Here is a 25928-nt window from a genome sequence, read left to right as displayed (position 1 = left end):
GTCTGATGATCTTAATTCTGCTGTGGCGCAGGGAAAGACCCGCGCACTGTCGGGTGCGCGTCATGGCCGCGGCGGTTTTGTCGGAGGTGCTGGCTAGCCTTGGTTCTGGGCGTCGGTGACCTGCGGCGGCCGATCGGGGCGGTGAATCAGGAGGGCGAATCGAGGTGACCTCTGATGGGTGACGTTCCTCCCGGCGGCAGAACCGGCGGGGCTGCTCTGGCCGGGGCGGAGGCGGGTGTCGAGAACCTTCTCGAGCCGTACCGCCGCGAGCTGACCGGCTATTGCTACCGAATGCTCGGCTCGCCGTTCGAGGCGGAGGACGCCGTGCAGGACACGATGATCCGCGCCTGGCGCGGAATCGACCGGTTCGAAGGCCGGGCCGCGCTGCGGTCGTGGCTGTACCGCATCGCGACGAACGTGTGCCTGTCGATGCTCGGCGCCAGTCAGCGGCGGGCCCGGCCGATGGACCTCGCCGGCCCGTCGACGGCCGACTCCCCGCTGCCCGCGCCGCTGCCGGAGACGGCCTGGATCGTGCCCGCGCCGGACGGCCAGGTCTACTCCAGCGCCGCCGACGCGGCCGACCCCGCCGATCTCGCCGCCCGTCGCGAGACGATCAGGCTCGCGTTCGTCGTCGCGCTGCAGCACCTGCCGGCCCGCCAGCGGGCGGTGCTCATCCTGCGCGAGGTGTTCGGCTGGTCGGCCGCCGAGGTCGCCGACCTGCTGGAGACCTCCGTCGCCTCGGTCAACAGCGCCCTGCAGCGGGCGCGCGCCACGATCGCCGCGTCGGAGATCTCCGACGCCGACCCGCTGCGCCCCGCCGACGCCGAGCAGCGGGAGCTGCTCGCCCGCTATGTCGACGCGTTCGAGCGGTACGACCTCGAGTCCCTCGCGGCGCTGCTGCACGAGGACGTCACGATGTCGATGCCGCCGCTGGGCCTGTGGCTGCGGGGCCACGCCGACGTCCGGGCATGGATGCTCGGTACGGGCCAGGGCTGCCGGGGCTCGCGGCTGCTGCCAACCGTGGCCAACGGCCACCCGGCCTTCGGGCAGTACCGGCCCAGCGCCACGGGTTCCGGGCACGACCCGTGGGGCCTGGTCGTCCTGGAGGTCTCGGCCGGGCGGGTCGCCGGCATCAACACGTTCCTGGACGTCGAGCGCCTCTTCCCGCTGTTCGGCCTGCCGGCCCGGTTGCCTGGCTAGTGCTGCCCGGTCAACGCCGGCCGGGCACGTCCTGTGCCTGCTGCGTCGAGGTCGGCGCGGCGGCGGGAGTGAGGCGTCCGACGAGCGGGGCGAGGCCGGTGAGAGCCAGCAGCTCCCAGACCCGTGGTGGTGCGTGCACCTGGACGAGCCGGTGGTGCCTTCGCGCGACGAGCACGAGCCTGGCGATCGCCTCGACGACGACGGCGTCCGGCCGGCCCACCGGGGTCGTGTCGAGGAGGACGGCGGCTTCCGTGTCGGCGCGCAGGAGCTCGTCGAGCCGCGCGCACAGCTCGGGAACGGCCTCCCGCCGGAGCCCGGGAGGGAAGGGCAGCACAACCGTGGCAGCGGCGCCTGGCGGCGGCGATCCGTCATCGGGCATGATCGGCCTCTCATCCGTGGGTGCGCGCACCGTGGCCCACCCACCGACGTGGCCCACCCACCGACACAGACCGATCGGTCACCCCGAACTCATCGCCCCCGCCACCGGCCGCGCCGCCGTCACCGGTCTCGGCCTGCCCGGATCAGTCGATGACGTCCGGCTCGAGGCCCACGGTGAGCCAGTCGGCGTAGGACTGGCCGGTGACCTGCTCGAGCAGCGCGATGTCCGCGGTGAAGTAGGGCAGGACGGCGGCGCGCTGTGCCGGTGTCATCGTCGGCCTTCCGCCCCGCTGCCGCTGCAGGGCCGTCAGCAGCGGCCCGCGTGGCACGGCGCGCACCGGGGCCGGGAAATGGTGCCCGATCCGCCCGCCGGTGCGAAGGACGGCGCGCAGCACCGCGTTCGCCGCCGTGTCGGCGACGAACGGCGTCACGTTCTGGGACGGGACGGCGTCGAGCAGCCCGGTCTGCACGCCCAGGAACTCGCACACCCGGTCGAGCGTCGGCACCGGGGAGTCCCGCAGGTCGCGGTAGCGCAGCACCAGCACCTGCTCCCGGGCGAACAGGCCGAACAGGTGCTCGAGCTGCCGGCCGTAGAGCCCCTGACTGACGTAGTGCCAGAAGTGCGCCCAGCCGGCGTCGCGGCGGCGCTCCTCCAGGGCGCACGCCCGCACGAAGTCACGTTCGGACTCCAGGCCGGCGGCCCACAGATGCGTCCAGTTCGAGTGGGCGCGGTCGACCGGGTTGCGCAGCAGGACGACGAGCCGGGCCTTCGGGATCAGCCGGCGGATGCGGTTCTGCGCGTCGAGGTCGTACAGGTAGAACGGCGTCGCCTCGCCGCGGAGGGCGCCGTCGGGCGCGGGGTCGAACAGTGCCTCGTAGTCCGCCCGGCGCCAGACGTGCTCCTGGTAGGTCTGCGCGTCCCCGGGGCCGCCGCGCGCGGGCGGCGGGCCTTCCGAGAGGAAGAACTTCGGTTCCTTGACCCGGGAGAGGAACAGCTCGGGGTGGCGGCTGAGCGCGGCGTGCAACGCCGTGGTGCCGGCCTTGGGAACCCCGATCACGAGGAAGTCGGGCAGGGACATCGACGACTGCTCCAGGGGCCGGCGCGGCTGATGTGGGATCGGAACAGACTAAGTGACATTCCCGATTGAAAAAAGTGAAAAGCATCGCGCCGGGCACCCTCGTGGGTGTTCCGTGGCAGGCCGGCGTTCTGGCCGACGCTACGGTCGAGGCCCTGGTAAGAGCCCGGATCGACTGCGGTGAGTGACCGACCGTGTCGGTTGCCGGGTTTGTTCATCAGCTAAGTAGGATTCCGCCCGTGGTGACGTACGAGGTCGAGCGGACAGCCGTGAACGTGCCCCTGCCTACGCCGGACAACGCGGTAACGGTGGTGTCGCCCCCGGGCGAGGGGCCGGGCTTCTGGGCCGGGGCGCCGAGCGCCGTGCTCGTCGACGGCACGTTCTACCTCGCCTACCGGCTGCGCCGCCCGGTCGGGCACGGCCGCGGGTACGCGGTGGTGATCGCCCGTTCCGACGACGGTGAGCGGTTCACCTCGATCCACACGATTCACCGGGACGCCTTCCCCGCGGAGTCGCTGGAGCGGCCGGCCCTGGTGCCCACCCCGTGGGGGAGCTGGCGGCTCTACGTGAGCTGCGCGACGCCGGACAGCCCGCACTGGTGGGTCGACGTGCTCGAGGCGGACGCGCCGGACGCCTTCGATCCCGCCACCCGGCGCACCGTGCTCCCCGGCGACCGGTTGACCGCGGTCAAGGACCCGGTCGTCGTCTGGCATGACGGCCTGTGGCATCTGTGGGCCTCCTGCCATCCACTGGACGACCCGGCGGCCACCGACCGCATGGACAGCCGGCACGCGACCAGCCCGGACGGGCTGACCTGGACGTGGCAGGGCACGGCGCTCGCGCCCCGGCCCGGCGCGTGGGACGCCCGCGGGGTCCGGATCTCGGCCGTCCTGCTCGGCGGCGTCGGGGGCGGCGTCGGCGACGGGGGCGGTCTCGACGGCGGGGGCGCCCGGCTGGACGCCGTCGCCTACTACGACGGCCGGGCCAGCGCGACGGAGAACTGGTCGGAGCGCACCGGCATCGCCGTCGGTGGGCTCAACGGGTTCGCGGCGGTCGGCGACACTCCGATCGCGGTCTCACCGTACGGCGGCGCGCTGCGGTACGTCAGCGTGGTGCCGCTGCCCGATGGCGGCCACCGGCTTTACTACGAGCAGGCCCGTCCCGACGGTTCGCACGAGCTGCGCACCGACCTGCACCCCCGGAGCTGACCCGGCCCGCACGCGCAGCCCGAACCGCACCATCCCCGCCACCACTGGTGGCGGGTCATGTGCCTGACCGGCGTCGACTACTTCTCCACGCTGGGCTACCAGCCGGGCATCGCCATCCTCGCGGCCGGCGCGGTGAGCCCGATCGCCACGGCGGTGCTCGTCGCCGTGACACTGTTCGGGGCGCTGCCGGTCTACCGGCGGGTCGCCGGCGAGAGCCCGCGTGGTGAGGGCTCGATCGCGATCCTGGAGAAGCAGCTCTCCTGGTGGAAGGGCAAGCTGCTGGTCCTGGTGCTCCTCGGCTTCGCCTGCACCGACTTCCTGATCACGATCACCCTCTCGGCCGCGGACGCCACCGCGCACATCCTGGAGAACCCGTACGCGCCGGACCTGCTCGCCGGCCACGAGGTCGCCGTCACGCTGGTGCTCCTGGCCCTGCTCGCGGCCGTGTTCCCGCGCGGGTTCACCGAGGGGCGGTGGGGATCGCCGTCGTCCTGGTCGTGGTGTACCTGGCCCTGAACGTCTTCCCGAAGCTCGCGCTGGGACTCTCCGGCTTCGAGACCGGTGTAGCGGTGATGCCGCTGATCCGCGGCGGCCCGGACAGCCCCGACGACACCGCCGACACCGACGCGAACCCCGCCGGCCGGATCCGCGGCGCGCGGCGGCTGCTCACCAGCAGCCTCGCGACAACGGTCCTCATCCCCGAGCGGCTCGCGGAGCCCGGCGGCCCGGCGAACGGGCGGGCGCTGGCGTGCGCCTCGACGAGACGGCCACCCGGTGGGTCACCGAGGCGGCCCGTTCCGGGGCGCTGCACCTGGTCGCCAACGAGTTCGACACCGGCGACGCCGCCGAGTACGCCGACAACCCGGACTCGTCGGAGTTCGAGGGGCGGCTCGACGTCTGCGGACGGGAGCGGCACGGGTACCGGATCCTGCAGCTGACCAGCAACTCCGTCCCGAACGCGATCGCGGCCCTGCTCCTGCACCTGCGCGACCTCACCGGCACCAGGCCGAACGTGTACTTCGAGTGGTCCGAGGGCAACCCGCTGCAGAATCTGGCGCGCTTCGTGTTCTTCGGAGCCGGCGAGGTCGCCTCGACGACCCGGGAGATCCTCCGCGAGGCCGAGCCCGACCCACAGCGCCGCCTGTTCGTCCACGTGGCCTGAGCGGCTCCGACGAGGGGGTGTGGCGCTCGCCCATGGCGCCGGCCCGAGGACGGTCGACCGCCGTAGCCTCGTCCCTCGTGAGACGAGGCGGCAACGGCGACCGAGCGGAGCACGAGCGGCCTGCGGGCGGGCGGTCGGCGAGGGCGCGGACGGGGGAGGCGCATCCCTCGAAGCACTCGGCGGGCGCGGGGTGGCTGCGTCCCGCGGTGTTCGGGGCGATGGACGGTCTGGTCAGTAACGTCGCGCTGATCAGCGGGTTCGCGGGCGGGGCCGCCGGGCGGCCGGCGGTCGTGCTGGCCGGGCTCGCGGGCCTGGCCTCCGGGGCGTTCTCGATGGCGACCGGGGAGTACACCTCCGTCCGCTCGCAGAACGAGGCGATGCGGTCACAGATCGAGGTCGAACGGCGGGAGCTGGCGCTGTATCCGCAGGCAGAGCACGCCGAGCTGGTCGGGTTCTTCCGCGATCAGGGGGTCGACGCGCCGACCGCCGAGTCGGTGGCCCGCCAGCTGGCGCACAGCCCGGACACGGCGCTGCGCGTGCATGCCCGCAACGAGCTCGGCCTGGATGTGGACGATCTGCCGTCCCCGCTCGGCGCGGCCGGTGCGTCGTTCGGTGCGTTCGCCCTCGGCGCGCTGGTGCCGGTGGTGCCCTACCTGGCCGGGTTCGCCTCGTTCGCGATCGCGGCCGTGCTCGCCGGGCTGGGGCTGTTCGCCCTCGGGGCCGCGGTCAGCCGCTTCACCGAGCGCTCGGCGTTCTACAGCGGCGCCCGCCAGCTCCTGCTGGGCCTGGTCGCGGCTGCCGCCACCTACGGCATCGGCGTCCTGGTCAACGCCTTCATCGCCTGACGCCTCGCTGTCACACCTGACTTCGAGGCCAGCCGCAGCGGCTCCCGCCGCGGCGGCCGGCGGGCGGCGATCCAATCGCCGCGCACCGGCCGCCGCCGGTGGTCAGGAGGAGAACGCCTGCTCGAGCTCGGTGCGCAGCACCCGGCGTAGCAGCTTGCCGTTCTCGTTGAACGGCAGCTCCGAGCGGAACTGGATGTGCTCCGGGGTGCGGCTGGACCGGAGCTGGGCTCGCACGTGGCCGCGCAGCTCGTCCTCGGTGACCTCGCCGGAGGTGACGACCGCGGCCACCACCTGCTCCCCCCAGTCCCGGTGCGGGATGCCGACGACGGCGGCCTCCTCGACGGCGGGATGGGCGATGAGCACAGCCTCGATCTCGCCCGGGGACATGTTCTCCCCGCCGCGCACGATGACGTCGTCGAGCCGGCCGTGGACGTACAGGTAGCCGCCCGAGTCGAGGTGGCCCTCGTCGCGGGTCGGGAACCAGCCGTCGTTCTCGATCCGCCCGATGCCCAGGTACTCGCCGGAGACCTGCCCGCCGCGGACCCAGATCTCACCGTGCTCGCCGGTGGGGACCTCCTGGCCGCCCGGGTCGCGGATCGTGACCTCCAGGCTCGGCAGCGGCTTGCCGACCGACCCCAGCCGCGCCCGTACCTCCGGGTCGTCGCTGCCGATCGCGGCCTGGTGGTCGTCCGGGCCGAGGACGGCGATCGTGCTCGAGGTCTCGGTGAGCCCGTAGGCGTTCACGAACCCCACGTGCGGGAGTGCGGTGACCGCGCGCTCGATGACCGGCAGTGGCATGGGCCCGCCGCCGTAGGAGATCGACCGCAGGGACGGCAGCCCCTGGCCGTCGGCCTCGATGACGTCGAGGATGCGGCCGAGCATGGTCGGCACCACCATCGCGTGCGTGACCGACTCCGCCCGGACGAGGTCGACCCAGGCCCGGGGCTCGAAGCTCTCGAGCTGGACGACCCGACGTCCCGAGTAGGTCGACGAGCAGGACGCCGACACCCCGGCGATGTGATACGGCGGGACGCTGACGATCGCGACCTCGTCCTCGGCGGAACCGGCGAACTCGACCGTGGAGATGACGTACTCGGTCAGGTTGCGGTGGCGCAGCACAGCGGCCTTGGGCTCGCCGGTGGTGCCGCTGGTGAACAGCAGCACGGCGATGTCCTCGGGGTCGCCGCCCCAGCCGTCGGCCTCCTTGGCCTCGGTGTCCGCGGCGATGGCGAGCAGCTCGTCCCGGGTGACCAGGTGGATGCCGTCGATGTCGCCCAGCCGCTCGGCGACGCCGGCCCCGACGACGACGGTGGCCGGCGCGGTCCGGGTGACGATCGCGCGCAGCTGCTCGTCGGCGAGCCGGTAGTTGATCGGCACGAACGGTTTGCCCGCGATCGCCGACCCGAACAGGGTCAGCGGGACGGCGGGCGAGTTCAGGTCGATCAGCCCGACCCGGTCTCCAGGCAGGGTCTGCAGCGCGGCACCGACCCGGCGCGCCTGGTGCGCGAGTTCGGCGAAGCTCAGCCCGCCGACGCGCGGACCGAGCGCGACCCGGTCGGCCAGGCCGTCCGCGGCCATCTCCAACAGCATCCCGAGGTGCATGTGCTTGTCGCCCGTCAGTCCGAGGAGGGGAGAGGCTTGGCGTCCTTCAGCGGGAGCGGGACGTCGCCGATCGACAGCGATCCGGCGCCGGCCTTGGTGCACAGCAGCTCGAGCCCGGACTCGGGGTCGGCGAACCGCTTGCCCAGCGGGGTGCCGGCGCTGAACGCCGGGTCGAGGGTGAGCCCGGCGGGTGCCTCCGCGCCGACCTCGATCACCGGGTGGCCGCCGCAGCGCAGGTCGACGGCGGCCGCCGGCGGCTTGACGACGATCACCTCGGTGTCGCACACCGTGGACTTGTAACGCGTACCCGGCTTGACCAGGGTGCTCACCCGTGTGACCTCCTCGTTCGGGCATCCCACCGCACATCCGCGCGGGGGGGCCATTCTCCTCGCACCAGACTCTCAGAATCGCCGCCGAGATGCCGTGCCACCAGCCGATTGCCGGGCACGACGCCGCCGAGAGTCACCAGGCGTGAGGACGGCGGCCCCCGACGGTGACGGTGGCGGGGGCCGCCTGCGAGAAGCCGGCGTCAGGGCCGGGGGAGGTGGCGTCCCGAGGGGACGGACGTGGCGTCGGCCCGGGCGCTGTCGCGGTCGGCGCCGGCGGGCTGGGAGTCGTGGGGGCCGCTCTGGGGGCACAGGTGCGCGCGTTCGAGCACCGTGGCGACGAGGTCGACGATCTCCGCGAGCGGGCGGTCCGGCTCGGCCGCCACCATCGCCTCGGGCAGTCGCTCCAGCAGGGTGAAGAACGCGATGCTGGCGACCCGCGGATCAAGCGGATGCGACCAGCGCGCCGGGCCCAGCAGGGCGGTGTAGCCGGTGTGCAGCCGTTCGCCGACGAGCCGGCGGGCCGCGTCGAGACGTGGGTGGCACGGCCGCCGGTCGAGCCAGGCCCGGGTGACGCCCAGGTACCGCAGGTGGAACGCGACGGCGTCACCGAGCCAGCTCCGTAGCTGGGCGGGGTCGCTCCCGAGAGCCGGGCCGATCCGCCGCAGCCGGCCGTCGAGCTCGGTGATCGTCTCGATCGCCTCGTCGCTCAGCGCCACCAGCAGGTCGAGTTTCTCGTCGAAATACTTGTAGAACGTGCCGCGCGCGTAACCCGCCTCGGCGACGATGTCGTCGACCGAGCATTGGTGGTAGCCCTTTTCGGTGAAACATCTGATCCCGGCGTCGAGAAGCCGCCGAACGGTCACCGTGGCGCGGCTGCTGAGTTGCCGCAGACGGCCGTCCGGCGGCAAGGCCGGCAACGGCCCGGTCGCCGGTGCCGGTACGGACCAGAGGCGTTCTCCAATGCTCGGCGGGCGCGGGGTGGGGATCTCCCGGCCCAGCTGGGCGAAAACACTCACGGGGGTGTGCGGGAAAAGAATGAGCTGGACCAGCACGGCGAGGTTGTCGGTCAGGTAGTCGGTACCCATCGCCGTGCCGCGGGCGGCCGGCCCGGTGCCGGGGTGTTCACGGCCGAGCGGCGCATCGGCATGGCGCGTGTAGTTACAGCTGCTCACCAGCGCGGTCAGCGCCAGCGCCGCGTCGGCGGCGGCGAGGCCGGTCACCCCCGACGAGGTGAGCCGCTGCGCGATCCGCTCCCGGTAGGCGGCCGAGAAGCGGCTGACCAGCGGCGGTATCGCGGTGCCGGGCGAACTGACGTTCGCCCACTGCACGAACATCGTCGCGTACCTGTCGTACACCCAGGCCCACTCACCGAGCCACCAGTGCAGATTGTCGAAGCCGAGCTCGCCGGGTTCCAGCGGGCCGATGCGGCGAACCACCCGCATGAGCGCGCCGCCGCATTCCTCGAGCAGCTCGACGAAGATCTGCTCCTTGCTCTCGAAATACTGGTACAACGTGGCCCGGGACACCTCGGCGGCCTTCGCGATGTCGTCCACCGACGTGCCGTGGAAGCCCTGGGATTCGAATAGCGCCAGCGCCGTGTCGACGATGCGCGTGCGGGTGCGTGAACCGCGTGCCCCCACCACCGGACTGGTGGGGCCGTAGCTCGCCCGTCGCAGGATCTCGTTCTCGGACATCCATGTCAGAGTATGCGAACGGATCGCGATGCTTTCCGTTCCGCGGCGCGGAACGCCGTCGCCCGCCGAAAGGTGGAATTCAGTCGGCTGGTCGGCTCCCGGCTGTCTCACCGCTCCTGGTGGACGGCGGGTCGTCGCGGAGCCTGGCGCGGCTCGCCCGGCCATCGCTACGATTTCGGCCGGCTCCGCGGCCTGCGCGCCGGCGCGCCTGCGGACTCTGCGGGCCTGCGGATGCACGGGCCCACGGGCGCACATGGACGAGGGGGAGGCACGTGGGCGAGGCGCTGGACACGGTGCGGCGGATGCTGACCGCCTTCGACGAGGCGGACGACGTCACGCTGCGGTCACTGCTCGCCGCCGACGTCGTCATGGAGGCGCCCGGCCCGGTCCGGCTGAGCGGGCGGGACGCGGTCGCCGACTACAGCGCCCGGTTCCTCTCCGCCTTCGCCGACCTGACGGTGCAGACCCATGTCCTGGCCGAGCAGGGCGAGATGGTCGTCGAGGAGTACACGCTCGTCGCCACGCACGCCGCGACGTTCACCACACCCGCGGGTGAGGCGCTGCCGCCCACCGGGCGGCGGGTCTCGGTGCGCATCGCCGAGGTCTACCGGGTGCAGGACGGCCACATCACGGAGAACCGCTTCTACTTCGACGCGGCCCATCTGTACCACCAGCTCACCTCTGCGCCAGCTCACCCCGCTGTCAGCTCACCCTCTGCCCGCTCATCCACCGCCCGCTGAGCCGTGACGAAGTAGCCGGCGACGGGCATCTCCGCCGGGATCGGCCGGCGCAGCTCGATCGCCACGGTGGTGGAGTCGATCTCCCGGCCGCGCCAGCCGTGGTCACCCAGCCAGGCGGGGGAGGCCCCCTCCAGGCCGCCCTTCCACAGGTCGGCGAACTCCCCCAGCGGGGGGACGTGCCGGGCCTCCTCGACCATCTCCTCGGCCAGGCCCTTCGCGTCCTCCAGCGCGAGCCGGCTGCCCGGAACCGAAAGACGGGTGACGTCGGTGAGCAGGCGTTCGGCCTCCTCCGCGGACAGGTAGACGATGATGCCTTCGGCCAGCCAGGCGGTGGGCTCGGCCGGGCGGAAGCCGGCATCGAGGATCTCATCGGCCCAGTCCTCGGTCAGGTCGGCCGACACGGCGTGACGTTCGCACCGCGGCCCGGTCCCACCCGCGGCCAGGACCCGCTCCTTGAAGGCCAGCATGTCCGGCCGGTCGACCTCGAACAGGCGCGTCCCGGCCGGCCAGGGGAGGCGGAAGGCGCGGCTGTCGAGACCGGCCGCGAGCAGCACCATCTGCCGGACGCCCGCCTCCGCGGCGGCGAGCAGCTCGTCGTCGAAGAACCTGGTTCGCACGACCAGATAGGCGTTCATCATCTCGGCGAGTGCGCCCAGCCGGCCGCCGGCGTCGGGTGGGATCAGCGGCAGCGCGTCGCCCGCCGCGGCCACGAACGCCGGTGCCAGCCAGTCGTCGAACAGCCGGTCCGGACGCTCGCTCTCCCCGGCCCGGATCCACGCCGTGGCCAGAGCCGTCCGTCCCACGCCATGCGGAACCTCGTTCATGTATCGAACGTAGTTCAGTCCTTCCGCAGGGTGCTGACGATCGGCCCATTGTGGTATAGGTGTGGCCTTCGTCCCGACTGGCCCGGCCCGGCGGTCGTGCCGGCGTCAGTGGCGCCATGGACGCCGGCCCGCACCCGCTCCGGCGGCCCGGGTCAGAGCGGGCGCGGTGGCCATCCGGCCCGCCCGCCGCGTCCGGACGGCGGGTCCCGTGCCGGCCGCATGCACCGGCGGATCGCGGCGACAGGCCCTGCCTGCCCCGGTCTGGCCGGGCCTACGGTGGCCCAGGTACCGAGGGATCACCCCGGTACCGGACCAGAGCCGTCTCGGCGACGCCGTCCGGCGCCCCGGCGGCGACCTACGACCACGGAGGCCGTCATGACGCGGACCGACGCTCCTGCTCCGGCGACCATCGGCGCTCCGCTGGGCTCCGGTGCTGCGCAGCGCACCAGCGACCGGGGGAGCATCCCCCGGTCGGGCATCCCGCGTGACCACGCCGGCTTCGGCGTCCTGACCTTCGACATCTGCGTGCGGCTCGTCGCCGGCGAGCGGATTGGCCGGGTCGCGTTCGTCGCGGACGGCGAGATCCTGGTGCTCCCCGTGAACTACATCGTGGACGGCAACACCGTCGCGTTCCGGTCCCGGGTGGGCTCGAAGCTGTCCGCCGCCACCAACCACAGCGTCGTCGCCTTCGAGGTGGACGGCTACGACGCCACCGTCGGTGTCGGCTGGAGCGTGCTGATCAACGGGTGCGCGGAGGCCGTCCGGGAGGACGCGGAGATCGCCCGGCTCGAGGCCAGCGGGCTGGCTCCCTGGTCGGTGAACCTGGAGCGGCCGAGCTGGGTCCGCATCCACTGGGACTCGGTCTCCGGGCGGACCACCATGCGTCCGCCGACCGCCGACGAGTGCTGAGCCGCCCGCCGAGCCGCGCTCTCGGGCGGCCGCCGAACCGGCCCCTGGGCCGTCCGTCGAGCCGGCCGCCGACCCGGCGGCGGGGACGCCGGGCCCGCCGGTGCCCCCGCGCGGCCGGCGCCCCCGCCCAGGCTGTCAGCCGCCCGCGCGCCGTCAGTCCCGCCGTCAGCCCGTGACGCTGCCGTTCGGGGACTGGCCGATGCGGTGGCAGGTGGAGATGTCCTGCTGGTAGCCGAGGTCGAACGCCTGCGCCCGCTGCATCGGCGTGCCGTGGGCGTCGGGCGCGGACGCCTCCTGGTCGAACCAGCCGCCGCGGGTGTCGCCCAGGCTGAAGAAGAGCATCGAGCCGTTCACCGCCTCGGTCGAGGTGAGCCGGCCCGCGTCGACCGCGAAGCGGGCCTGCCCACCGGCCAGGCAGTCCGCCTGGTTCTCCTCGGCCCGGGACACCGCGCCGAGGGTCCCGCCGATCCGGTCGCCGCGGTGGCCCAGCTCGTGCATGATCACAAATGCCGGATAGGACGGGCCGCCGGTCTGATCGAGCTGGGCCATGAAGTCGGTGCTGTACGCGACCGTGTCGTCGGTCGTGCAGTAGAGGGCGTTGTCTGCGAACACCTTCGGGTCGGTGACGCCGTCCGCGCACGCGATCTTGGGAATCTCGCCGTTGCGGTAGGGGACGTAGTGCGGCTGGGTCCACGCGGCGCCCAGATGGGCGCGCCAGTAGCCGTTCACCGACCCCGGGCACTCGGCGGGCTCCGAGATCAGCGTGTCGACATCCGCCAGGGTCCCGATCTTCCCTCCGCAGGACGGGGACTGTGCCCAGGCCGCCGAGGCACCCGTCGGAGGGATGCCCAACCAGCCCGCAAGCAGAAAGAGCGAAAGGGCGAATACGGCCGCAACGGCCTTTCTGGCGCGCACGACGGCCACCGTAGAGGTCATTTCGGCCATCCGGGGCGGGCCGGTCGACTCCGTGGCACACCCGTCGTCGCCGGGATGGCCGCAATGGGTGTGCCCGTATTTCCCGGATTACCGGTTCAGCCTGGACAACGCCGTGCGGGTGACCTTCGCCATGCGGTCCGCGGCATTGTGTGACGGTCGTCCCGTACCCGCTCCGGGAGGCACCGACGGGTCATCCGAAATCCGCTTCGGGCCGGGGCCGCAGCCGGGCCCGAAGCGGATTTCGTCCGACTCGGTCCTACGTCCGGCAGGTCGCTCCGGCGCATGTGGCGAGCGCGTCCAGGCGGCTGTCGAGGCGTGCGACGAGCTCGGCGTTCGCCGCCCGTCCCGCCGGGGTCGCCAGCAGGTTCGTGAGCTCGTACGGATCGTTGGACAGGTCGTAGAGCTCGCGCTCGTGGACCACGGTCCGGTCCGTGTCGTACCAGCGCACGTACGTGTACCGGTCGGTGCGCAGCCCGCTCCAGGCTGGGATGTCCAGGTAGTGGGCGACCGGGTCGGTGGCGGCCGCCACGATCGGCTGGCCGGGCACCTGCTCGGCGGCGATGCCGTCGTCACCCTGGCCGCCCGGGCCGGCGTACTGGCCCAGCAGGTCCGAGCGCCACTGCGCCGGGTCCTGCCCGCGCAGCAGCGGCGCGAGTGACATGCCGTCGACGTCCGCCGGGACGGGCACCCCGGCCAGCTCCAGGAACGTCGGAGCGATGTCGATCGCGGCGACCATGTGGTCGTCGGTTCCCCTGGTCACCCCAGGCCCGGCGACGACCAGCGGGACCCGCAGCGACTCCTCGTACGGCGCCATCTTGTGAATCAGCCGGTGCGCGCCGAGGTTGTAGCCGTTGTCCGAGGTGAAGACCAGGTAGGTGTGGTCGAGCTCGCCGGTGTCGCGCAACGTCGTGACGATGTCGCCGACCATGTCGTCGAGCGCGAGGAGCGATCCCATCCTGTTCCGGTAGTCGTTGTCGTTGATCAGGTTCACCTGGGCGCTGCGGACCCCGGCGCTCGTCCGCAGCCACGCGGGCTTGTCGCTGACGTCCGGCTCCTGGTAGTTGGGCGAGCGTGGCGCGAGATCGTCCGTGAACGGATTGTTGCTGTCGCGCGGCGCTGGCGGCAGCGGCAGGTGCGGGGCGGTCGAGGCGGCGTAGAGCATGAACGGCTCGTCCTTCGTCGCCGCCCGCTCGAGGAAGTCCACCGACTTCGCGGCGACGACGTCGGTGGAGTAGTTCGCGGGATCGGACGGGCCGCCGTAGTGCACGATCGTCCCGTTCTCGTTCAGCGCGTAGTTGTAGCCGGTGTAGAAGAAGTTGTCGACGCTGCCGTACCACTCCGTCCAGCCCGGAGGAACGTGGTCGGGCACGTCCTCGATGCCGTTCATGTACTTGCCGACGAGCGCGGTGTTGTAGCCGCTGTCCTGCAGGTACTTCGCGAAGGTGCGCTCCTCGTTGCCGTTCGCCGCGAACGTCGCCCAGCCGCCCTCGTCGCCGCTGTTGGTGAGCACCCCCGTGTTGTGCCCGTACTTTCCGGTGAGCAGCGACCCGCGGGCCGGGCAGCAGATCGGGGTGGGCGCGAAGCTCTCGGTGAAGGTCAGGCCGGCGTCGCGGATGAGCGCTGCCGTCCTCGGCATCGCCTCCCAGTAGGGCGAGGTGGTCGCGTCGAGGTCGTCGGCGGGGATGAAGACGAAGTTGGGCCGCTGCGTGTCGGCTGCCAGCGGCGTGGCTGCCAGCGGCGTGGCCGACAGCCCGGGCGGCGTCGATGGCTCCGGGCCGCCCGCGGCGGCGAACACCGCCGCGCCGAGGGCCGCGACCAGGAGGCTGGCCGTCCCGATCCGGGCGCGTGTTCCGAGCGGCCGATGTCGTCCGGGCACAGAGCACTCCCTTTTCCGTGGTTGCGTCCGGCCGGGATTCGTGTGCACCGGCCGTGGCCGCGCCGGCGGGCGGCGGCCGGCCCATCCTGGCCGGCGCGGATTCGAGAAAGACGAACGGAACATGTGCCCGGGATGTGAGCGCGCACGGCGTGCCCGCAACAGTTCCACGAACGGTGAACCCGTGGACCCGTTTGGCCCGCGAATCCGCCAACTAGTTCTGTCGAGGAATTCGTGAGTCGATGCGCTCAACCCGGTACACGGCGTTCAGGCGTGTGGGTCCGGCCCGCGGTGGTCCGTGGCGTACGCGTCGACGTACTCCTGGCCCGAGTGGTCGGCCAGCACCCGCATGAGCTCGTCCGTCGCGGATCTGATCACCATCCGCTCGGTCGGCGCCGGGCCGTCGGCGAGCACGCGGCGGTACCGGGAGAAGTCCAGGGGACGGCCGACGATGATCTGGACCCGCCCGCGCCGCCACCGGCGCCGGCCACGCGGGCTCACGGTCTCGGTGCCCTTCACCGCCACCGGGACGACCGGTGCCCCGGTGGCGAGCGCGACCCTGGCCACCCCCGTCCGGCCCCGGTAGAGCCGGCCGTCCGGCGATCTCGTGCCCTCGGGGTAGATCCCCCACGCGCCGCCGGCCTCGAGGAGCCGGACCGCCGCGGCGAGTGCCCCCGCCGCCGCGACGCCACCGCGCCGGTCGACCGGCACCTGCCCGGCGGCCGCGAAGAACCAGCGGACCAGCCGCCCCCGCATCCCCCGCCTGGTGAAGTACTCCTGCTTCGCCAGGAACGTGATCCGCCGGGGGACGAGGCGGACGAGGAAGAACGAGTCGGCCACGGCCAGGTGGTTGCCGGCCAGGATGACCGGCCCATGCCGCGGGATGTGCTCCGCGCCGGTGACGGCCGGACGTCCCAGCAGGCCGAGCAGCGGCCCCACCACCAGCACCTTGATCAGCCAGTACGCCATGCGCCCGCGCCCTCCTGGTCCATCCGGCCGGCGGGCGGCGTCCCGCCGAGTAGACACTGTCTACTTCGGGGATGGTAGACACTGCCTACGTGGCGGGTGAAGGGGCGCTGCGGCGCCGGCTGGTCGAGGTGGGCACGGCGATGCTCGACGAGGGTGGGCTGGCCGCCGTCAGCCTGCGGGCGATCGCGCGGCAGGCGGGTGTCTCACACGGCGCGCCCCGGCGGCACTTCCCCACCCACGCGGCGCTGCTCGCGGCGATCGCGGCCGAGGGTCTGGCCGATCTCGCCTCCCGTCTGGCCGGGGTCCGGGCGGCCGGCGAGGCGGCCGGAGCCTCCCCGCACGAGTGCGTCGTCGACGCCGGGTCCGCGTACGTCCGCTTTGCTCGCGAGCGGCCCGCCATGTTCGAGCTGATGTTCCGGCACGACATCCTGGTCGGGTCGGGGGAGAACCTCCGTGAGCGGAGCCTGCCGCTGTTCGACGCCTGGACCGATCTCGTCCGGGCCGCGCTGCCCGCGCTGCCCGCCGGAGCGGGCGCGGGCGCGCCGGAGCAGGTGCGCAGGCGGGCACTGCTGGCGTGGACGCACCTGCACGGCATCGCCGTGCTCGCGGCCAACGAGAGCCTGGGGCTGGTCACCGCATCACCCGATCCCACCGAGCTGGTCGTCGAGGCGATCGGTGTCCACCTGTGCCCGGACGCGGGGCCGCACTGATCCGCCTGCTGCCGGCGTCGACACTGTGAGCGAGGATGGCCGGATTCCCGACATGCCACGGGCGATCGCCGAAGCCCGGATTGCCGAAGCCCCGGAGTGACCAGCCGTGTCCCGACCCGCCGCCGCGCCGTTCCAGCTCGCCGTGCTCGAGGCCGTCCTCGAACGGATCACGTACGCCAACGAGGAGACCGGCTACACGGTCGCCCGGGTCGACACGGGCCGCGGCGCGGACCTGCTGACGGTCGTCGGCGCGCTGCTCGGCGCCCAGCCCGGCGAGTCGCTGCGGATGCGCGGGCGGTGGGGCTCGCATCCTCAGTACGGCCGCCAGTTCCAGGTCGAGGACTACACCACCGTCCTGCCGGCCACCGTCCAGGGCATCCAGCGGTACCTCGGATCAGGCCTGGTCAAGGGGATCGGGCCCCGGTTCGCCGAGCGCATCGTCGAGCACTTCGGCGTCGACGCGCTGGACGTCATCGAGACCGAGCCGGCGCGGCTCATCGAGGTACCGGGTCTCGGCCCCAAGCGGACGAAGGCGATCGCCGCGGCCTGGGAGGAACAGAAGGCCATCAAGGAGGTCATGGTCTTCCTGCAGGGCGTGGGCGTCTCCACCTCGCTGGCGATCAAGATCTACAAGCAGTACGGGGACGCCTCGATCGGGGTGGTGCGCACCGAGCCCTACCGGCTGGCCGCCGACGTGTGGGGCATCGGGTTCCGCACCGCGGACACCATCGCGCAGGCGGTCGGCATCCCACACGACAGCCCGCAGCGCATCAAGGCCGGCCTCGCGTTCACCCTTTCCGAGGCCACCGACAGCGGCCACTGCTTCCTGCCCGAGACCCGGCTGATCGCCGACGCCGTGCGCATCCTCGGCGTCGACACCGGCGCGGTGATCGAGGGGCTCGGCGAGCTGATCACCGAGGAGGGGGTGGTGCGCGAGGAGGTCCCCGGCGAGGACCCGGAGCAGCCGGTCGCCGCGGTGTACCTCGTCCCGTTCCACCGCGCCGAGATCTCCGTCGCGGGGCAGCTGCTGCGCCTGCTGCGGGCCGACGAGGACCGCCTCGCCGCGTTCGCCGCCGTTGACTGGGAGAAGGCGCTCGGCTGGCTGCACACCCGTACCGGGACCGAGCTGGCGGCGGCGCAGCGCGAGGCGGTCACCCTCGCTCTCACCTCCCGGGTGGCGGTGCTGACCGGCGGGCCCGGCTGCGGGAAGAGCTTCACGGTGCGCTCGGTCGTCGAGCTGGCCCGCGCCCGGCGGGCGAAGGTCGTCCTCACCGCCCCGACCGGACGGGCCGCCAAGCGGCTCGCCGAGCTGACCGGCCACGAGGCGTCGACGGTGCACCGGCTGCTCGAGCTGCGTCCCGGCGGCGACGCCGCCTACGACCGGGACCGCCCGCTCGACGCCGACCTCGTCGTGGTGGACGAGGCGTCCATGGTCGACCTGCTGCTGATGAACAAGCTGGTCAAGGCCGTCCCGCCGGGCGGGCACCTGCTGCTGGTCGGCGACGTCGACCAGCTTCCCTCCGTTGGCGCCGGGCAGGTGCTGCGTGATCTGCTCACCACCGGCACGCCGATCCCGCACGTGCGGCTGACCCAGGTGTTCCGCCAGGCCAGCGAGTCGGGCGTGGTGACCAACGCGCACCGCATCAACCGCGGGGACCATCCGCTGGTGCGCGGCCTGGACGACTTCTTCCTCTTCGTCGCCGAGGAGGCCGAGGACGCCGCCCGGATCACCGCGGAGGTGGTGGCGCGGCGGATCCCGGCCAAGTTCGGCCTCGACCCGCGGCGCGACATCCAGGTGCTCGCGCCGATGCACCGCGGCCCGGCCGGCGCCGGGGCGCTCAACATCGCGCTGCAGGAGGCACTCACGCCGAGCCTGCCGGACCGCCCCGAGCGTCGCTTCGGCGGCCGGGTGTTCCGGGTCGGCGACAAGGTCACCCAGGTGCGCAACAACTACGACAAGGGCGCGAACGGGGTGTTCAACGGGACGCTCGGGGTGGTCACCGCGCTCGACAACGACAGCCAGACCCTGACCGTCCGCACCGACGAGGACGAGGACGTCGACTACGAGTTCACCGAGCTCGACGAGCTGACCCACGCCTACGCGGTGACGATCCACCGTTCGCAGGGCAGCGAGTACCCGGCCGTGGTCATCCCGCTGACGACCAGCGCATGGATGATGCTGCAGCGCAACCTGCTGTACACCGCGGTGACGCGGGCGAAGAAGCTGGTGGTCCTGGTCGGCTCGCGCCGGGCCATCGGGCAGGCGGTCCGCTCGGCCGGCCACGGGCAGCGCCACACCGCGCTCGCGCACCGCCTGCAGTCCGCCGGGCGCTCCGGATAATTTTCCGCGGCTCGCGGCTCGCGGCTCGCGGTCGAAGCGCGCGATTCGCCGTCTGCTGGATGTTCCGGGTATTTCGGCCCGGTCTCGGTGTCTCTGCGGTGTCCGTCCGGCACGGGCTGCTACAGTTTTCGCCAGGTCCTGAGCGCCAGCGTCAAGCCCCGGCTTGCTGGCCGGCAACCCTCCTCCGCGGTGGGGTGCCCCGGGTGTGACCAGGCCCGCGGCGAACCCGCCGTCGGCAAGTGCGGACCCCCTCTGGGTCCACCGGGGCCCAAGGAGGCTTCGTCGTGTCCTTTTCGTATGCCACCACGTCTCCCGACGTTGATCGGGAAGGGCCCGCCGTCGGCGCGCTGCTCGACGTGGTGGGGGCCAGCCTCCCCGTTCCGCTCGCCGACGGACGCGAGGTCCCGTACGCCAATCTCGACCAGGCCGCCAGCGCCCCCTGCCTGCGCGGGGTCGCCGAGCACGTCGAGCGCGTCCTGCCGTACTCGGCGAGCGTGCACCGCGGAACCGGCTACTCCTCCGCGGTCTGCACCGCGCTCTACGAGGGGGCCCGCGACGCCGTGCGCACGTTCGTCGGCGGCCGCCCGGACGACGTCGTGATCTTCACCCGGAACACCACCGACTCGGTGAACCTGCTCGCCCGCTGCCTCCCGCCGCAGCCGCCCGACCCGGCGCGGACGTCCGACCCAAGCCACGCCGTGCCCGGCGGGGTCGTCGTGTTCGACCTGGAGCATCACGCGAACCTTCTCCCGTGGCGGTCCCGGCCGGGCTGCCGGTGGGTGCCCGCCGCGCCCACCCGCGCCGACACGCTGCGCGCGCTCGCCACCGCCCTGGACACGGCACCGACCTCGCTCGTCGCGGTGACCGGCGCGTCCAACGTCACCGGCGAGGTGCCGCCGCTCGCCGAGATCGTCCGGCTGGCGCGCGCGGCCGGCGCGCGGGTCTTCGTGGACGGCGCCCAGCTCGTCCCGCACCGTCGGGTCGACATGGCCGCGCTCGGCATCGACTACCTCGCGTTCTCCGGGCACAAGCTGTACGCGCCGTTCGGCGCCGGCGTGCTCGTCGGACGTCCGGACTGGCTGGCGGCGGCCCCGCCCTATCTCGCCGGCGGGGGCGCCGTGCGTGAGGTGACCAGCTCCGCCGTGGCCTGGGCGGACGGCCCGGCCCGGCACGAGGCCGGCAGCCCCAACCTCCTCGGCGCGACGGCGATCGCGGCCGCCTGCCGGCTGCTGGGTGCGCTCGACGCCCGCGACCTGCACCAGCACGAGGACCTGCTGCGCCGCCGCCTGGTGGACGGGCTGCGCGGGATCGAGGGGGTCACCATCCACTCCCTGTGGGCCGACGGAGACGATCCCGCCGCTGGCGAGGCCGCCGGAGACGGGGCTGCCGGTGGCGCTGCCGCCGGAGGCGAGGCTGTCGATGCCGGGGCTGCCGGAGGCGAGGGCCCGGACGGGACCCTGGCCACGGGGCCCGTCGGGGTCGTCACCTTCTCGGTCGCCGGGCGCGATCCCGGGTACGTCGCCGCCGTCCTCTCCGCCGAGCACGGCGTCGGGGTACGCGCCGGACGCTTCTGCGCGCATCCGCTGCTGGGGCGGCTCGGAGCCGAGGGCGGCGCGATCCGCGCGAGTGTCGGCATCAGCTCGACGAGTGCCGACGTCGACAGGCTGCTGGCCGGGCTGGCGGAGCTCGTCGGCCGCGGGCCGCGCCAGCAGTACCGCGACCTGGGTGACGGAGGCTGGGCTCCGGCAGCGGACGGTCGCGCGCTGCCGCCCTGGGTCGCCGAGCACATGGCGGCCGGTCACGTCCGCGGTCGTGTGCCCGCGCCGGGCCACGCGTACGACAGCGTCGGCCTGCCCGCGTACTCCAGCCCCTGCGGGACCTGAGCCGACACGGGCGCGGATGTTCTCGTCATGGTGCGGACTCGCGGATGTCCGTCGTCCGGGCCCGGCTGCCCGCGTACGCTTCGCACGGGGCACTGTCGCGCTAGGAGGTGGCGGGCTTGACGATGATCGCCGGAACGGCGGCCGCGGGTGGCGGTGTCGCTCCGACACGGGCTGCCGGCTACCGGCCCGAGAGCGCCGGCCCGCCTGTGGAGCCGGTCGCGCCGCCGCTGCGCAGGCTGATCGGTGGGGTGCTGCGTCGGCTCCGCCAGGCGCAGGGCCGCACGTTGCGGGACGTCGCCGAGGCCGCGCAGGTCTCCATGCCCTACCTCTCGGAGGTGGAACGCGGTCGCAAGGAGGCCTCCTCGGAGGTACTGGCCGCGATCTGCCGGGCGCTCAACATCAGACTGGTCGACCTCCTCGCCGAGGTGATGGCCGAGCTGGTCCGCTACGAGCCGCTGCCGCTGACGACCGCCACCCCCACCGCCTCTCCCGGGGCCCGGGGAGCGACGGCCGCGGCCGACCTGGATGTCGTCGCGGGAACGCCGGCCACGGCGCACGTGATGACGGTCCATCCGTCCGCGACGCTCGGTTCCGTGGCGCTCGGCGGGCCGGATGCCGGAGTCGGTGCGGTGCGCGCCTCGGTGAGCGTCCATCTCGTTGTCGCCCGGCGTGGCCGGGCGGTCCGCCGGGTTCCGGGCCACCGCCGTCGAGGGGCCACGATCCGGCTCGCCGCCCGGCCGGGTCCGGGGCGTCCGCCGGCCCACCCGGGTGCTCTCGTGCGCCGCCGTTCGTGCTGGGCCGTCCAGTCGGTCGGTGCGCTCCCCACGACGCACGGGGCGGTGGGGACGACGGCGCACGCTCAGCGCGTCCGCTGACCTGAGCCCGCCGCGGCTCTCCGCGCCGACGATCGCCCCGCCGCGTGGCTCCGCCCCGGCGTCCACCCGACCGCCCCGCGGTGCCGGGCTGGCTCAGGCCGGCACGCGGCGGACCTTTCGGCTGGCGACGACCTCGTCCACGATCCCGTACTGCCGCGCCTGCTCGGCGGTGAGGATCGTGTCGCGTTCGACGTCCCGTCGGATCTCGTGTTCGGCCCGCCCGGTGTGCTCGGCGAGTATCCGCTCCATCAACGCGCGCAGCCGCAGCACCTCCCGGGCCTGGATCTCCAGGTCGCTCGACTGGCCCTCGCCCTGCGCCGAGGGCTGGTGGATCAGGATCCGGCTGTTCGGCAGCGCGACGCGCTTCCCCGGAGCGCCCGCGGCGAGCAGGATCGCCGCCGCGGACGCGGCCTGGCCCATGCACACCGTGGCCACCTCGGGCCGCACGAAGCAGATCGTGTCGTAGATCGCGGTGAGCGCGGTGAGCGATCCGCCGGGCGAGTTGATGTAGATCGAGATGTCCCGGTCGGGATCCTCACCCTCCAGGAAGAGGAGCTGCGCCATCACGTCGTTGGCGGAGGTGTCGTCGATCTGCGTGCCGAGGAAGATGATCCGTTCACGGAGCAGCTTCGAGTACGGGTCCATCGAGTATTCGCCGCGGGGGGTGCGCTCGACGACGTTCGGCAGCACGTACCGCGCGGACGCGGCCATCGGGGCCGGGGTCATCGGAGGGCCACCCGGCTGTCACCGCCGCCGGCTGCCCGGCTGTTCGCGTCCGGGGCGACCTGGTCGACCCGAGCGATCACCCGGTCGACCAGGCCGTAGTCCCGGGCCTCCTCGGCGGTGAACCAGCGGTCACGGTCGGAATCCGCCTCGATCCGCTCGACGGGCTGTCCGGTGTGCTCGGCGATGCGTTCCTGGATCAGCCGCTTGGTGAACAGGAGCTGCTCCGCCTGGATCGCGATGTCGGTCGCGGTCCCGCCGATCCCACCGGACGGCTGGTGCATCATCACCCGGGAATGGGGCAGTGCGAACCGCTTTCCGGGCGCCCCGGAGGAGAGCAGGAACTGACCCATCGACCCGGCGAATCCCAGCGCGACGGTCGCCACGTCGTTCGCGATGTACTGCATCGTGTCGTAGATGGCCATTCCCGCGCTGACCGACCCACCCGGCGAATTGATGTACAGGTGAATGTCCGCGGACGGATCGTCACTGGTGAGAAGGAGCAGCTTCGCGCAGATCGCGTTGGCGACGGTGTCCTCGACCACCGAGCCGAGGAAGACGATCCGGTTCTGGAGGAGCCGGTGGAACACCTGGTCCTCGAACGGGCCGGCCGCCGTCCCCGGGGCCTCGCCGTACTGGCCGGTGCCGATGCCGGTGCCGATGTCGGTACCGGCGCGTGGGCGGTGTGGCCGGCTGTGCCGCGGCTGATACAGGGCATTCATGGTGCGCGTGACCTCCCGCCGGCCCGACGGGGTGTGGGGATCGAACGAAGTGGCCGGCCAGGCCAGCGTCGCCGAGAAACGGGCCGTCGGACGGCCGGTCTGCCCGTGGCAGATCTGCCCACGGCAGAGCGCCGGAGCGGGCGCCGGGGATCCGACGCGCCCGTCCCCGGCGGCCGCCCGCTACCGGGCAAAGGTGCTCCGGGAGCACTCGATCGCAGGACGCCCGATCGCCGGGACGGCCCTGCCTAGAAGGCGTCCGGATCGATGTCGAAGCGCAGCCGGGCCCGGGCGGTGTCGTCGTGCAGCGTGACCATGAAGTCCTCGGCGACACGGACCTGCTCCTGCAGCGAGGCCAGCTTCTCCTCGGCGAGGCTGACCCAGGTCGCCAGCCGCTCCTGGAGCTCCTCGCGCCGCTCGCGGGCGAGGCCCTCCCGGTCGATCTCCTCGCGCAGGCCGAGCAGCGCCCGCATCTCCTCGAGGGTGAAACCCAGCGGCTTCATCTTCTTGATGAGAAGGAAACGATCCAGAGCGTCGTCGTCGTAGAGCGGATAGCCACCGGGGCTCTCCCCGACGGCCACGAGCAGGCCAGCTTCCTCGTAGAAGCGGACCGTCCGCAGGGAGAGCGCGACCAGGGTGGCGACCTCTCCGATCTCGTAGACGCCGCGGCGGGCTGAGGAAGAGGTGATGTTGCCTGTCGTGGACAATTCGACCCTTACGTCGGTATCACGGGCGAGGTGACGGTGGCGCGAGCGGAACCGTGTCGGCTGGGCGGATCTCGGCGCGACACTCCCGTAGGCGGGTTCGTGACCAGCATATTGCGGACGGGCGGCGGCCCGCGTACGCGGCGGCGTTCGCGGTGGTCCGCGTACGGCGTGGCTCAGCGCCGGGGCGGTTCACCGCTCCGGGTGATCGGTCCGCTCCTCCGAGCGTGACCGTTCGACGTCGCCGTGCAGGCCGACGACGAAGTCCTCGGCGACGCCGGCCTGCTCACGCAGCGTCGCCAGTTTCTCTTCGGCCAGGGCGACCCAGGTCCGCAGCCGCTCGCGCAGCTCGGCCCGCCGCTCGGGGGTCAGTTCCGGGTCGGCCAGCTCGTCGCGGACGGCGAGCAGCGACCGCATCTCGTCCAGGGTGAAACCGAGCGGCTTCATCTTCCGGATGACGAGGAGCCGGCTGACGGCGTCATCGTTATAAAGACGGAATCCGCCGGGCGTCCGGCCGGCCGGTACCAGAAGCCCGGCCTCCTCGTAGTAGCGCACCGTTCGCAGCGACAATCCCACCCGCTCGGCCACCTCTCCGATCTGGAGGGTGTTGCGTCGGATCAGGCTGGGGAGGGATTCGTCCCTGCGCATCGTCGACAAAGCTACCCTTACGTCAGGGTCGGGAACCGTGGGCCGCGGCGCGAACCGGTGGCCGAACGGGGTGACTCCCGAACACGTCTGCATAGACTGTGCCATTGGTACGGAGCACTGTACGACGTCGCAGACCGGGGCGGAAATCGGCCCGACAGGCGATGTCCGCGCCCGGCGCCGGTGTCGGGGGAGGGTCTACCCGCGCTGCAGGGTCATCGCTCCTATGCGGATCGTGACGGTCCGGTGTCCGTGCGGGCGGGCCGGGTGGCTCCTGAGTAAAGGCGCGCCGGCGCCCCACCGGTCGATTGCCAGGTGATCGCCGGCTCATTGTCGGGTTAAGTCGCTTTACCGTCGGGTCATACCGGTGATTGTCGTCCTGCCGACATCGGACGCACGCTGACGATGTGGCGGGCATGACGCACTGGGATGTACACGTGGGTGTCGGCACCCGAACGCGCGCGCGATCGGTCAGACTCGACATGTCGGTGCCGGGGGTCTCCACGGCGCCGTCACCGCGCGGACGGCCCGACCGGCGGCGGCCGGCGCGGCGCGCCCGCCGTCGGCGACGAGTGGAGGTAGGCGGCAGCCGTGAGCATCACCAACGAGGCGGTCGGGCGGGTTCTCGCGGCGTACCTGACCGCCCATCCCGGTGACCGCGAGCGGTTGGGACCGCTCGTCCGTGCGTCGGCGGCCCCGGCCCGGGGTTCGGCCCGGCTGACCTCGCGCCGGACGCTGCCCGGCCACGTGACCTGCTCGACGGTCGCGGTGAACGACGAAGGCCGCATTCTGCAGATCCATCACCGGGCGTCGGGCCTCTGGCTCCAGCCGGGAGGCCACATAGAGGACCGCGACGGCTCGCTGTTCGGCGCGGCGCTGCGGGAGCTGGCCGAGGAGACCGGGATCGGCCGCCGCCGCGTCAGCGCGATCAGCGAGCAGCCGGTGGACGTCGACATCCACTGGGTGTCCGCGAGTGCCGCCCGCGGCGAGCCGGAGCACCTGCACTACGACTTCCGCTTCCTGGTCGAGATCCGCGGCTCCGGGCTCGCGCCGGTCGAGACGGGCCTCGATCCCGATGATCCGGAGACGACGCGGCCGCTGTCCGCCCCTCCGCTCGCCGTCCCTCCGCTCGCCGTCCCTCCGCCCGCTGTCCCTCCGCCCGCCGTGCCCGTGGCCACAGACGGCCCCGCCGGGCGGACGGCCTCGTCCCCCGGGGTGGGCGCGTCCGGGCCCGTGCCGCCGGGGGTGGCGGGGACGAAGGTGCCGGGGCCGTCGGCGGCCCCGCCGGGTGCCCACGGAGCGGCTGGGGCAGCATGCACGCCGATGCCGGGCACGGCGCAGGGAACGGCGGCCGGAGTGCCGGTGGGGGTGATTCTGCAGGTTGAGGAGGTCGCCGGCGCCCGCTGGGCCGAGGTGTCGGCGCTCGGCGGCCGGCTGGCGCGCCGCGTGGCGGCCGCGCTGGTCGACCCGGGCGCCAGATGCCGATGATCGTTGCCGTGCGGGCCGTTCGTCCCGAACGGGTGTAAGCACCGGCACGGTCCGGCCCCGCGCTTCGCCGTTCCTCCGATCCCGGGGCACGATCT

The 25928-nt window shown here is 72.9% G+C and carries 24 protein-coding genes, 1 pseudogene and 1 riboswitch; of the genes and pseudogenes, 12 read left to right on the top strand and 13 right to left on the bottom strand.

All coding sequences use genetic code 11. The features are described from left to right. The first annotated feature begins 174 nt into the window (after window positions 1-174). Window positions 175-1200 carry a sigma-70 family RNA polymerase sigma factor gene (locus tag E0504_RS39730; protein WP_071063653.1) on the top strand — a complete coding sequence of 342 codons (1026 nt, stop codon included), beginning with the start codon at window positions 175-177 and terminating at the stop codon, window positions 1198-1200. A gap of 10 nt (window positions 1201-1210) precedes the next feature. Here E0504_RS39730 and E0504_RS39725 read toward each other — a convergent pair whose 3' ends face one another. Together E0504_RS39725 and E0504_RS39720 are read right to left on the bottom strand one after the other, a co-directional pair. Continuing rightward, entirely contained in the window at window positions 1211-1579 is a 369-nt protein-coding gene (locus E0504_RS39725) for an STAS domain-containing protein (RefSeq protein ID WP_112104934.1), read from the bottom strand. A 142-nt stretch (window positions 1580-1721) separates the two neighbouring features. Next, the gene (locus E0504_RS39720) at window positions 1722-2657 is read right to left on the bottom strand and encodes a sulfotransferase (RefSeq protein WP_071063649.1); all 936 of its coding nucleotides are present in this window, start codon (window positions 2655-2657) and stop codon (window positions 1722-1724) included. Window positions 2658-2893: 236 nt separating this feature from the next. Between E0504_RS39720 and E0504_RS39715 the strand changes: the two genes are divergently transcribed. The 4 genes and pseudogenes from E0504_RS39715 to E0504_RS39705 all read left to right on the top strand — a co-directional run bounded on the left by E0504_RS39715 (window position 2894) and on the right by E0504_RS39705 (window position 5869). After that, entirely contained in the window at window positions 2894-3862 is a 969-nt protein-coding gene (locus tag E0504_RS39715; RefSeq protein WP_131626917.1) for a hypothetical protein, read from the top strand. A 3-nt stretch (window positions 3863-3865) separates the two neighbouring features. Continuing rightward, a pseudogene (locus E0504_RS54575) lies at window positions 3866-4611 on the top strand (amino acid transporter); the annotation flags it as partial. Continuing rightward, window positions 4611-5024: a hypothetical protein gene (locus E0504_RS54570; protein WP_235013651.1), complete on the top strand. Its 414-nt coding sequence runs from the start codon at window positions 4611-4613 to the stop codon at window positions 5022-5024. The pseudogene E0504_RS54575 and the gene E0504_RS54570, both read left to right, overlap by 1 nt. Before the next feature lie 32 nt (window positions 5025-5056). Further along, entirely contained in the window at window positions 5057-5869 is an 813-nt protein-coding gene (locus E0504_RS39705) for a VIT1/CCC1 transporter family protein (RefSeq protein WP_112104930.1), read from the top strand. A 102-nt stretch (window positions 5870-5971) separates the two neighbouring features. On the opposite strand, the gene E0504_RS39700 is transcribed toward E0504_RS39705, so the two are convergent. The 3 genes from E0504_RS39700 to E0504_RS39690 all read right to left on the bottom strand — a co-directional run bounded on the left by E0504_RS39700 (window position 5972) and on the right by E0504_RS39690 (window position 9494). Continuing rightward, on the bottom strand, window positions 5972-7471 hold the full coding sequence (locus E0504_RS39700) for a class I adenylate-forming enzyme family protein (protein WP_112104931.1): 1500 nt from the start codon (window positions 7469-7471) through the stop codon (window positions 5972-5974). A gap of 14 nt (window positions 7472-7485) precedes the next feature. Further along, window positions 7486-7800, bottom strand: coding sequence for a hypothetical protein (locus E0504_RS39695; protein ID WP_071063881.1), 315 nt, complete (start codon window positions 7798-7800; stop codon window positions 7486-7488). A gap of 200 nt (window positions 7801-8000) precedes the next feature. Further along, a complete protein-coding gene (locus E0504_RS39690; protein ID WP_131626916.1) occupies window positions 8001-9494 on the bottom strand; it encodes a TetR/AcrR family transcriptional regulator in 1494 nt (497 codons plus the stop codon). Window positions 9495-9766: 272 nt separating this feature from the next. Here E0504_RS39690 and E0504_RS39685 point away from each other — a divergent pair, with 272 nt between their 5' ends. Further along, the gene (locus tag E0504_RS39685; RefSeq protein WP_071063638.1) at window positions 9767-10234 is read left to right on the top strand and encodes an ester cyclase; all 468 of its coding nucleotides are present in this window, start codon (window positions 9767-9769) and stop codon (window positions 10232-10234) included. Here the strand turns inward: E0504_RS39685 and E0504_RS39680 are convergent. Beyond that, window positions 10186-11058: an SAM-dependent methyltransferase gene (locus tag E0504_RS39680; RefSeq protein WP_165938756.1), complete on the bottom strand. Its 873-nt coding sequence runs from the start codon at window positions 11056-11058 to the stop codon at window positions 10186-10188. The genes E0504_RS39685 and E0504_RS39680 overlap by 49 nt on opposite strands. A gap of 375 nt (window positions 11059-11433) precedes the next feature. Here E0504_RS39680 and E0504_RS39675 point away from each other — a divergent pair, with 375 nt between their 5' ends. Beyond that, entirely contained in the window at window positions 11434-11967 is a 534-nt protein-coding gene (locus E0504_RS39675; protein ID WP_020462410.1) for a pyridoxamine 5'-phosphate oxidase family protein, read from the top strand. A gap of 165 nt (window positions 11968-12132) precedes the next feature. Here the strand turns inward: E0504_RS39675 and E0504_RS39670 are convergent, their stop codons facing one another. The 3 genes from E0504_RS39670 to E0504_RS39660 all read right to left on the bottom strand — a co-directional run bounded on the left by E0504_RS39670 (window position 12133) and on the right by E0504_RS39660 (window position 15745). Then, a complete protein-coding gene (locus E0504_RS39670; protein WP_243657836.1) occupies window positions 12133-12903 on the bottom strand; it encodes a metalloprotease in 771 nt (256 codons plus the stop codon). Between the two features lie 256 nt (window positions 12904-13159). Continuing rightward, window positions 13160-14779: a sulfatase gene (locus E0504_RS39665; RefSeq protein WP_131626915.1), complete on the bottom strand. Its 1620-nt coding sequence runs from the start codon at window positions 14777-14779 to the stop codon at window positions 13160-13162. Between the two features lie 264 nt (window positions 14780-15043). Then, the gene (locus tag E0504_RS39660; RefSeq protein WP_131626914.1) at window positions 15044-15745 is read right to left on the bottom strand and encodes a 1-acyl-sn-glycerol-3-phosphate acyltransferase; all 702 of its coding nucleotides are present in this window, start codon (window positions 15743-15745) and stop codon (window positions 15044-15046) included. A 71-nt stretch (window positions 15746-15816) separates the two neighbouring features. On the opposite strand from E0504_RS39660, the gene E0504_RS39655 reads away from it, so the two are divergent. The 4 genes from E0504_RS39655 (at window position 15817) to E0504_RS54565 (ending at window position 21554) form a co-directional block, all read left to right on the top strand. Further along, on the top strand, window positions 15817-16455 hold the full coding sequence (locus tag E0504_RS39655; RefSeq protein WP_112104852.1) for a TetR/AcrR family transcriptional regulator: 639 nt from the start codon (window positions 15817-15819) through the stop codon (window positions 16453-16455). Window positions 16456-16561: 106 nt separating this feature from the next. Further along, window positions 16562-18796, top strand: a complete 2235-nt coding sequence (locus tag E0504_RS39650; protein WP_112104853.1) for an ATP-dependent RecD-like DNA helicase — start codon at window positions 16562-16564, stop codon at window positions 18794-18796. A gap of 134 nt (window positions 18797-18930) precedes the next feature. Continuing rightward, window positions 18931-19044, top strand: a riboswitch (SAM riboswitch). 36 nt (window positions 19045-19080) lie between these two features. Beyond that, complete coding sequence (locus E0504_RS39645; protein ID WP_112104854.1) at window positions 19081-20679, top strand: aminotransferase class V-fold PLP-dependent enzyme; 1599 nt, start codon at window positions 19081-19083, stop codon at window positions 20677-20679. A gap of 122 nt (window positions 20680-20801) precedes the next feature. Continuing rightward, on the top strand, window positions 20802-21554 hold the full coding sequence (locus E0504_RS54565) for a helix-turn-helix domain-containing protein (protein ID WP_112104855.1): 753 nt from the start codon (window positions 20802-20804) through the stop codon (window positions 21552-21554). Window positions 21555-21647: 93 nt separating this feature from the next. Here the strand turns inward: E0504_RS54565 and E0504_RS39635 are convergent, their stop codons facing one another. The 4 genes from E0504_RS39635 to E0504_RS39620 all read right to left on the bottom strand — a co-directional run bounded on the left by E0504_RS39635 (window position 21648) and on the right by E0504_RS39620 (window position 24357). Beyond that, entirely contained in the window at window positions 21648-22280 is a 633-nt protein-coding gene (locus E0504_RS39635) for an ATP-dependent Clp protease proteolytic subunit (RefSeq protein WP_112104856.1), read from the bottom strand. Continuing rightward, window positions 22277-22999 (bottom strand): ATP-dependent Clp protease proteolytic subunit, encoded by a 723-nt coding sequence (locus E0504_RS39630; RefSeq protein WP_131626913.1) that lies wholly within the window; start codon window positions 22997-22999, stop codon window positions 22277-22279. Before E0504_RS39630 ends, E0504_RS39635 begins: the two co-directional genes overlap by 4 nt. Window positions 23000-23244: 245 nt before the next feature. After that, window positions 23245-23703 carry a MerR family transcriptional regulator gene (locus E0504_RS39625; RefSeq protein ID WP_020462400.1) on the bottom strand — a complete coding sequence of 153 codons (459 nt, stop codon included), beginning with the start codon at window positions 23701-23703 and terminating at the stop codon, window positions 23245-23247. Window positions 23704-23892: 189 nt separating this feature from the next. Then, on the bottom strand, window positions 23893-24357 hold the full coding sequence (locus tag E0504_RS39620) for a MerR family transcriptional regulator (protein WP_373693988.1): 465 nt from the start codon (window positions 24355-24357) through the stop codon (window positions 23893-23895). A 579-nt stretch (window positions 24358-24936) separates the two neighbouring features. Between E0504_RS39620 and E0504_RS39615 the strand changes: the two genes are divergently transcribed. After that, the gene (locus tag E0504_RS39615; RefSeq protein ID WP_131626912.1) at window positions 24937-25833 is read left to right on the top strand and encodes an NUDIX hydrolase; all 897 of its coding nucleotides are present in this window, start codon (window positions 24937-24939) and stop codon (window positions 25831-25833) included. Window positions 25834-25928 lie beyond the last annotated feature (95 nt).

The organism is Parafrankia sp. BMG5.11 (assembly GCF_004337455.1).
The sequence above is the reverse complement of the archived record's forward strand: the minus strand, read 5'-3'. Positions and strand labels throughout refer to the sequence as shown.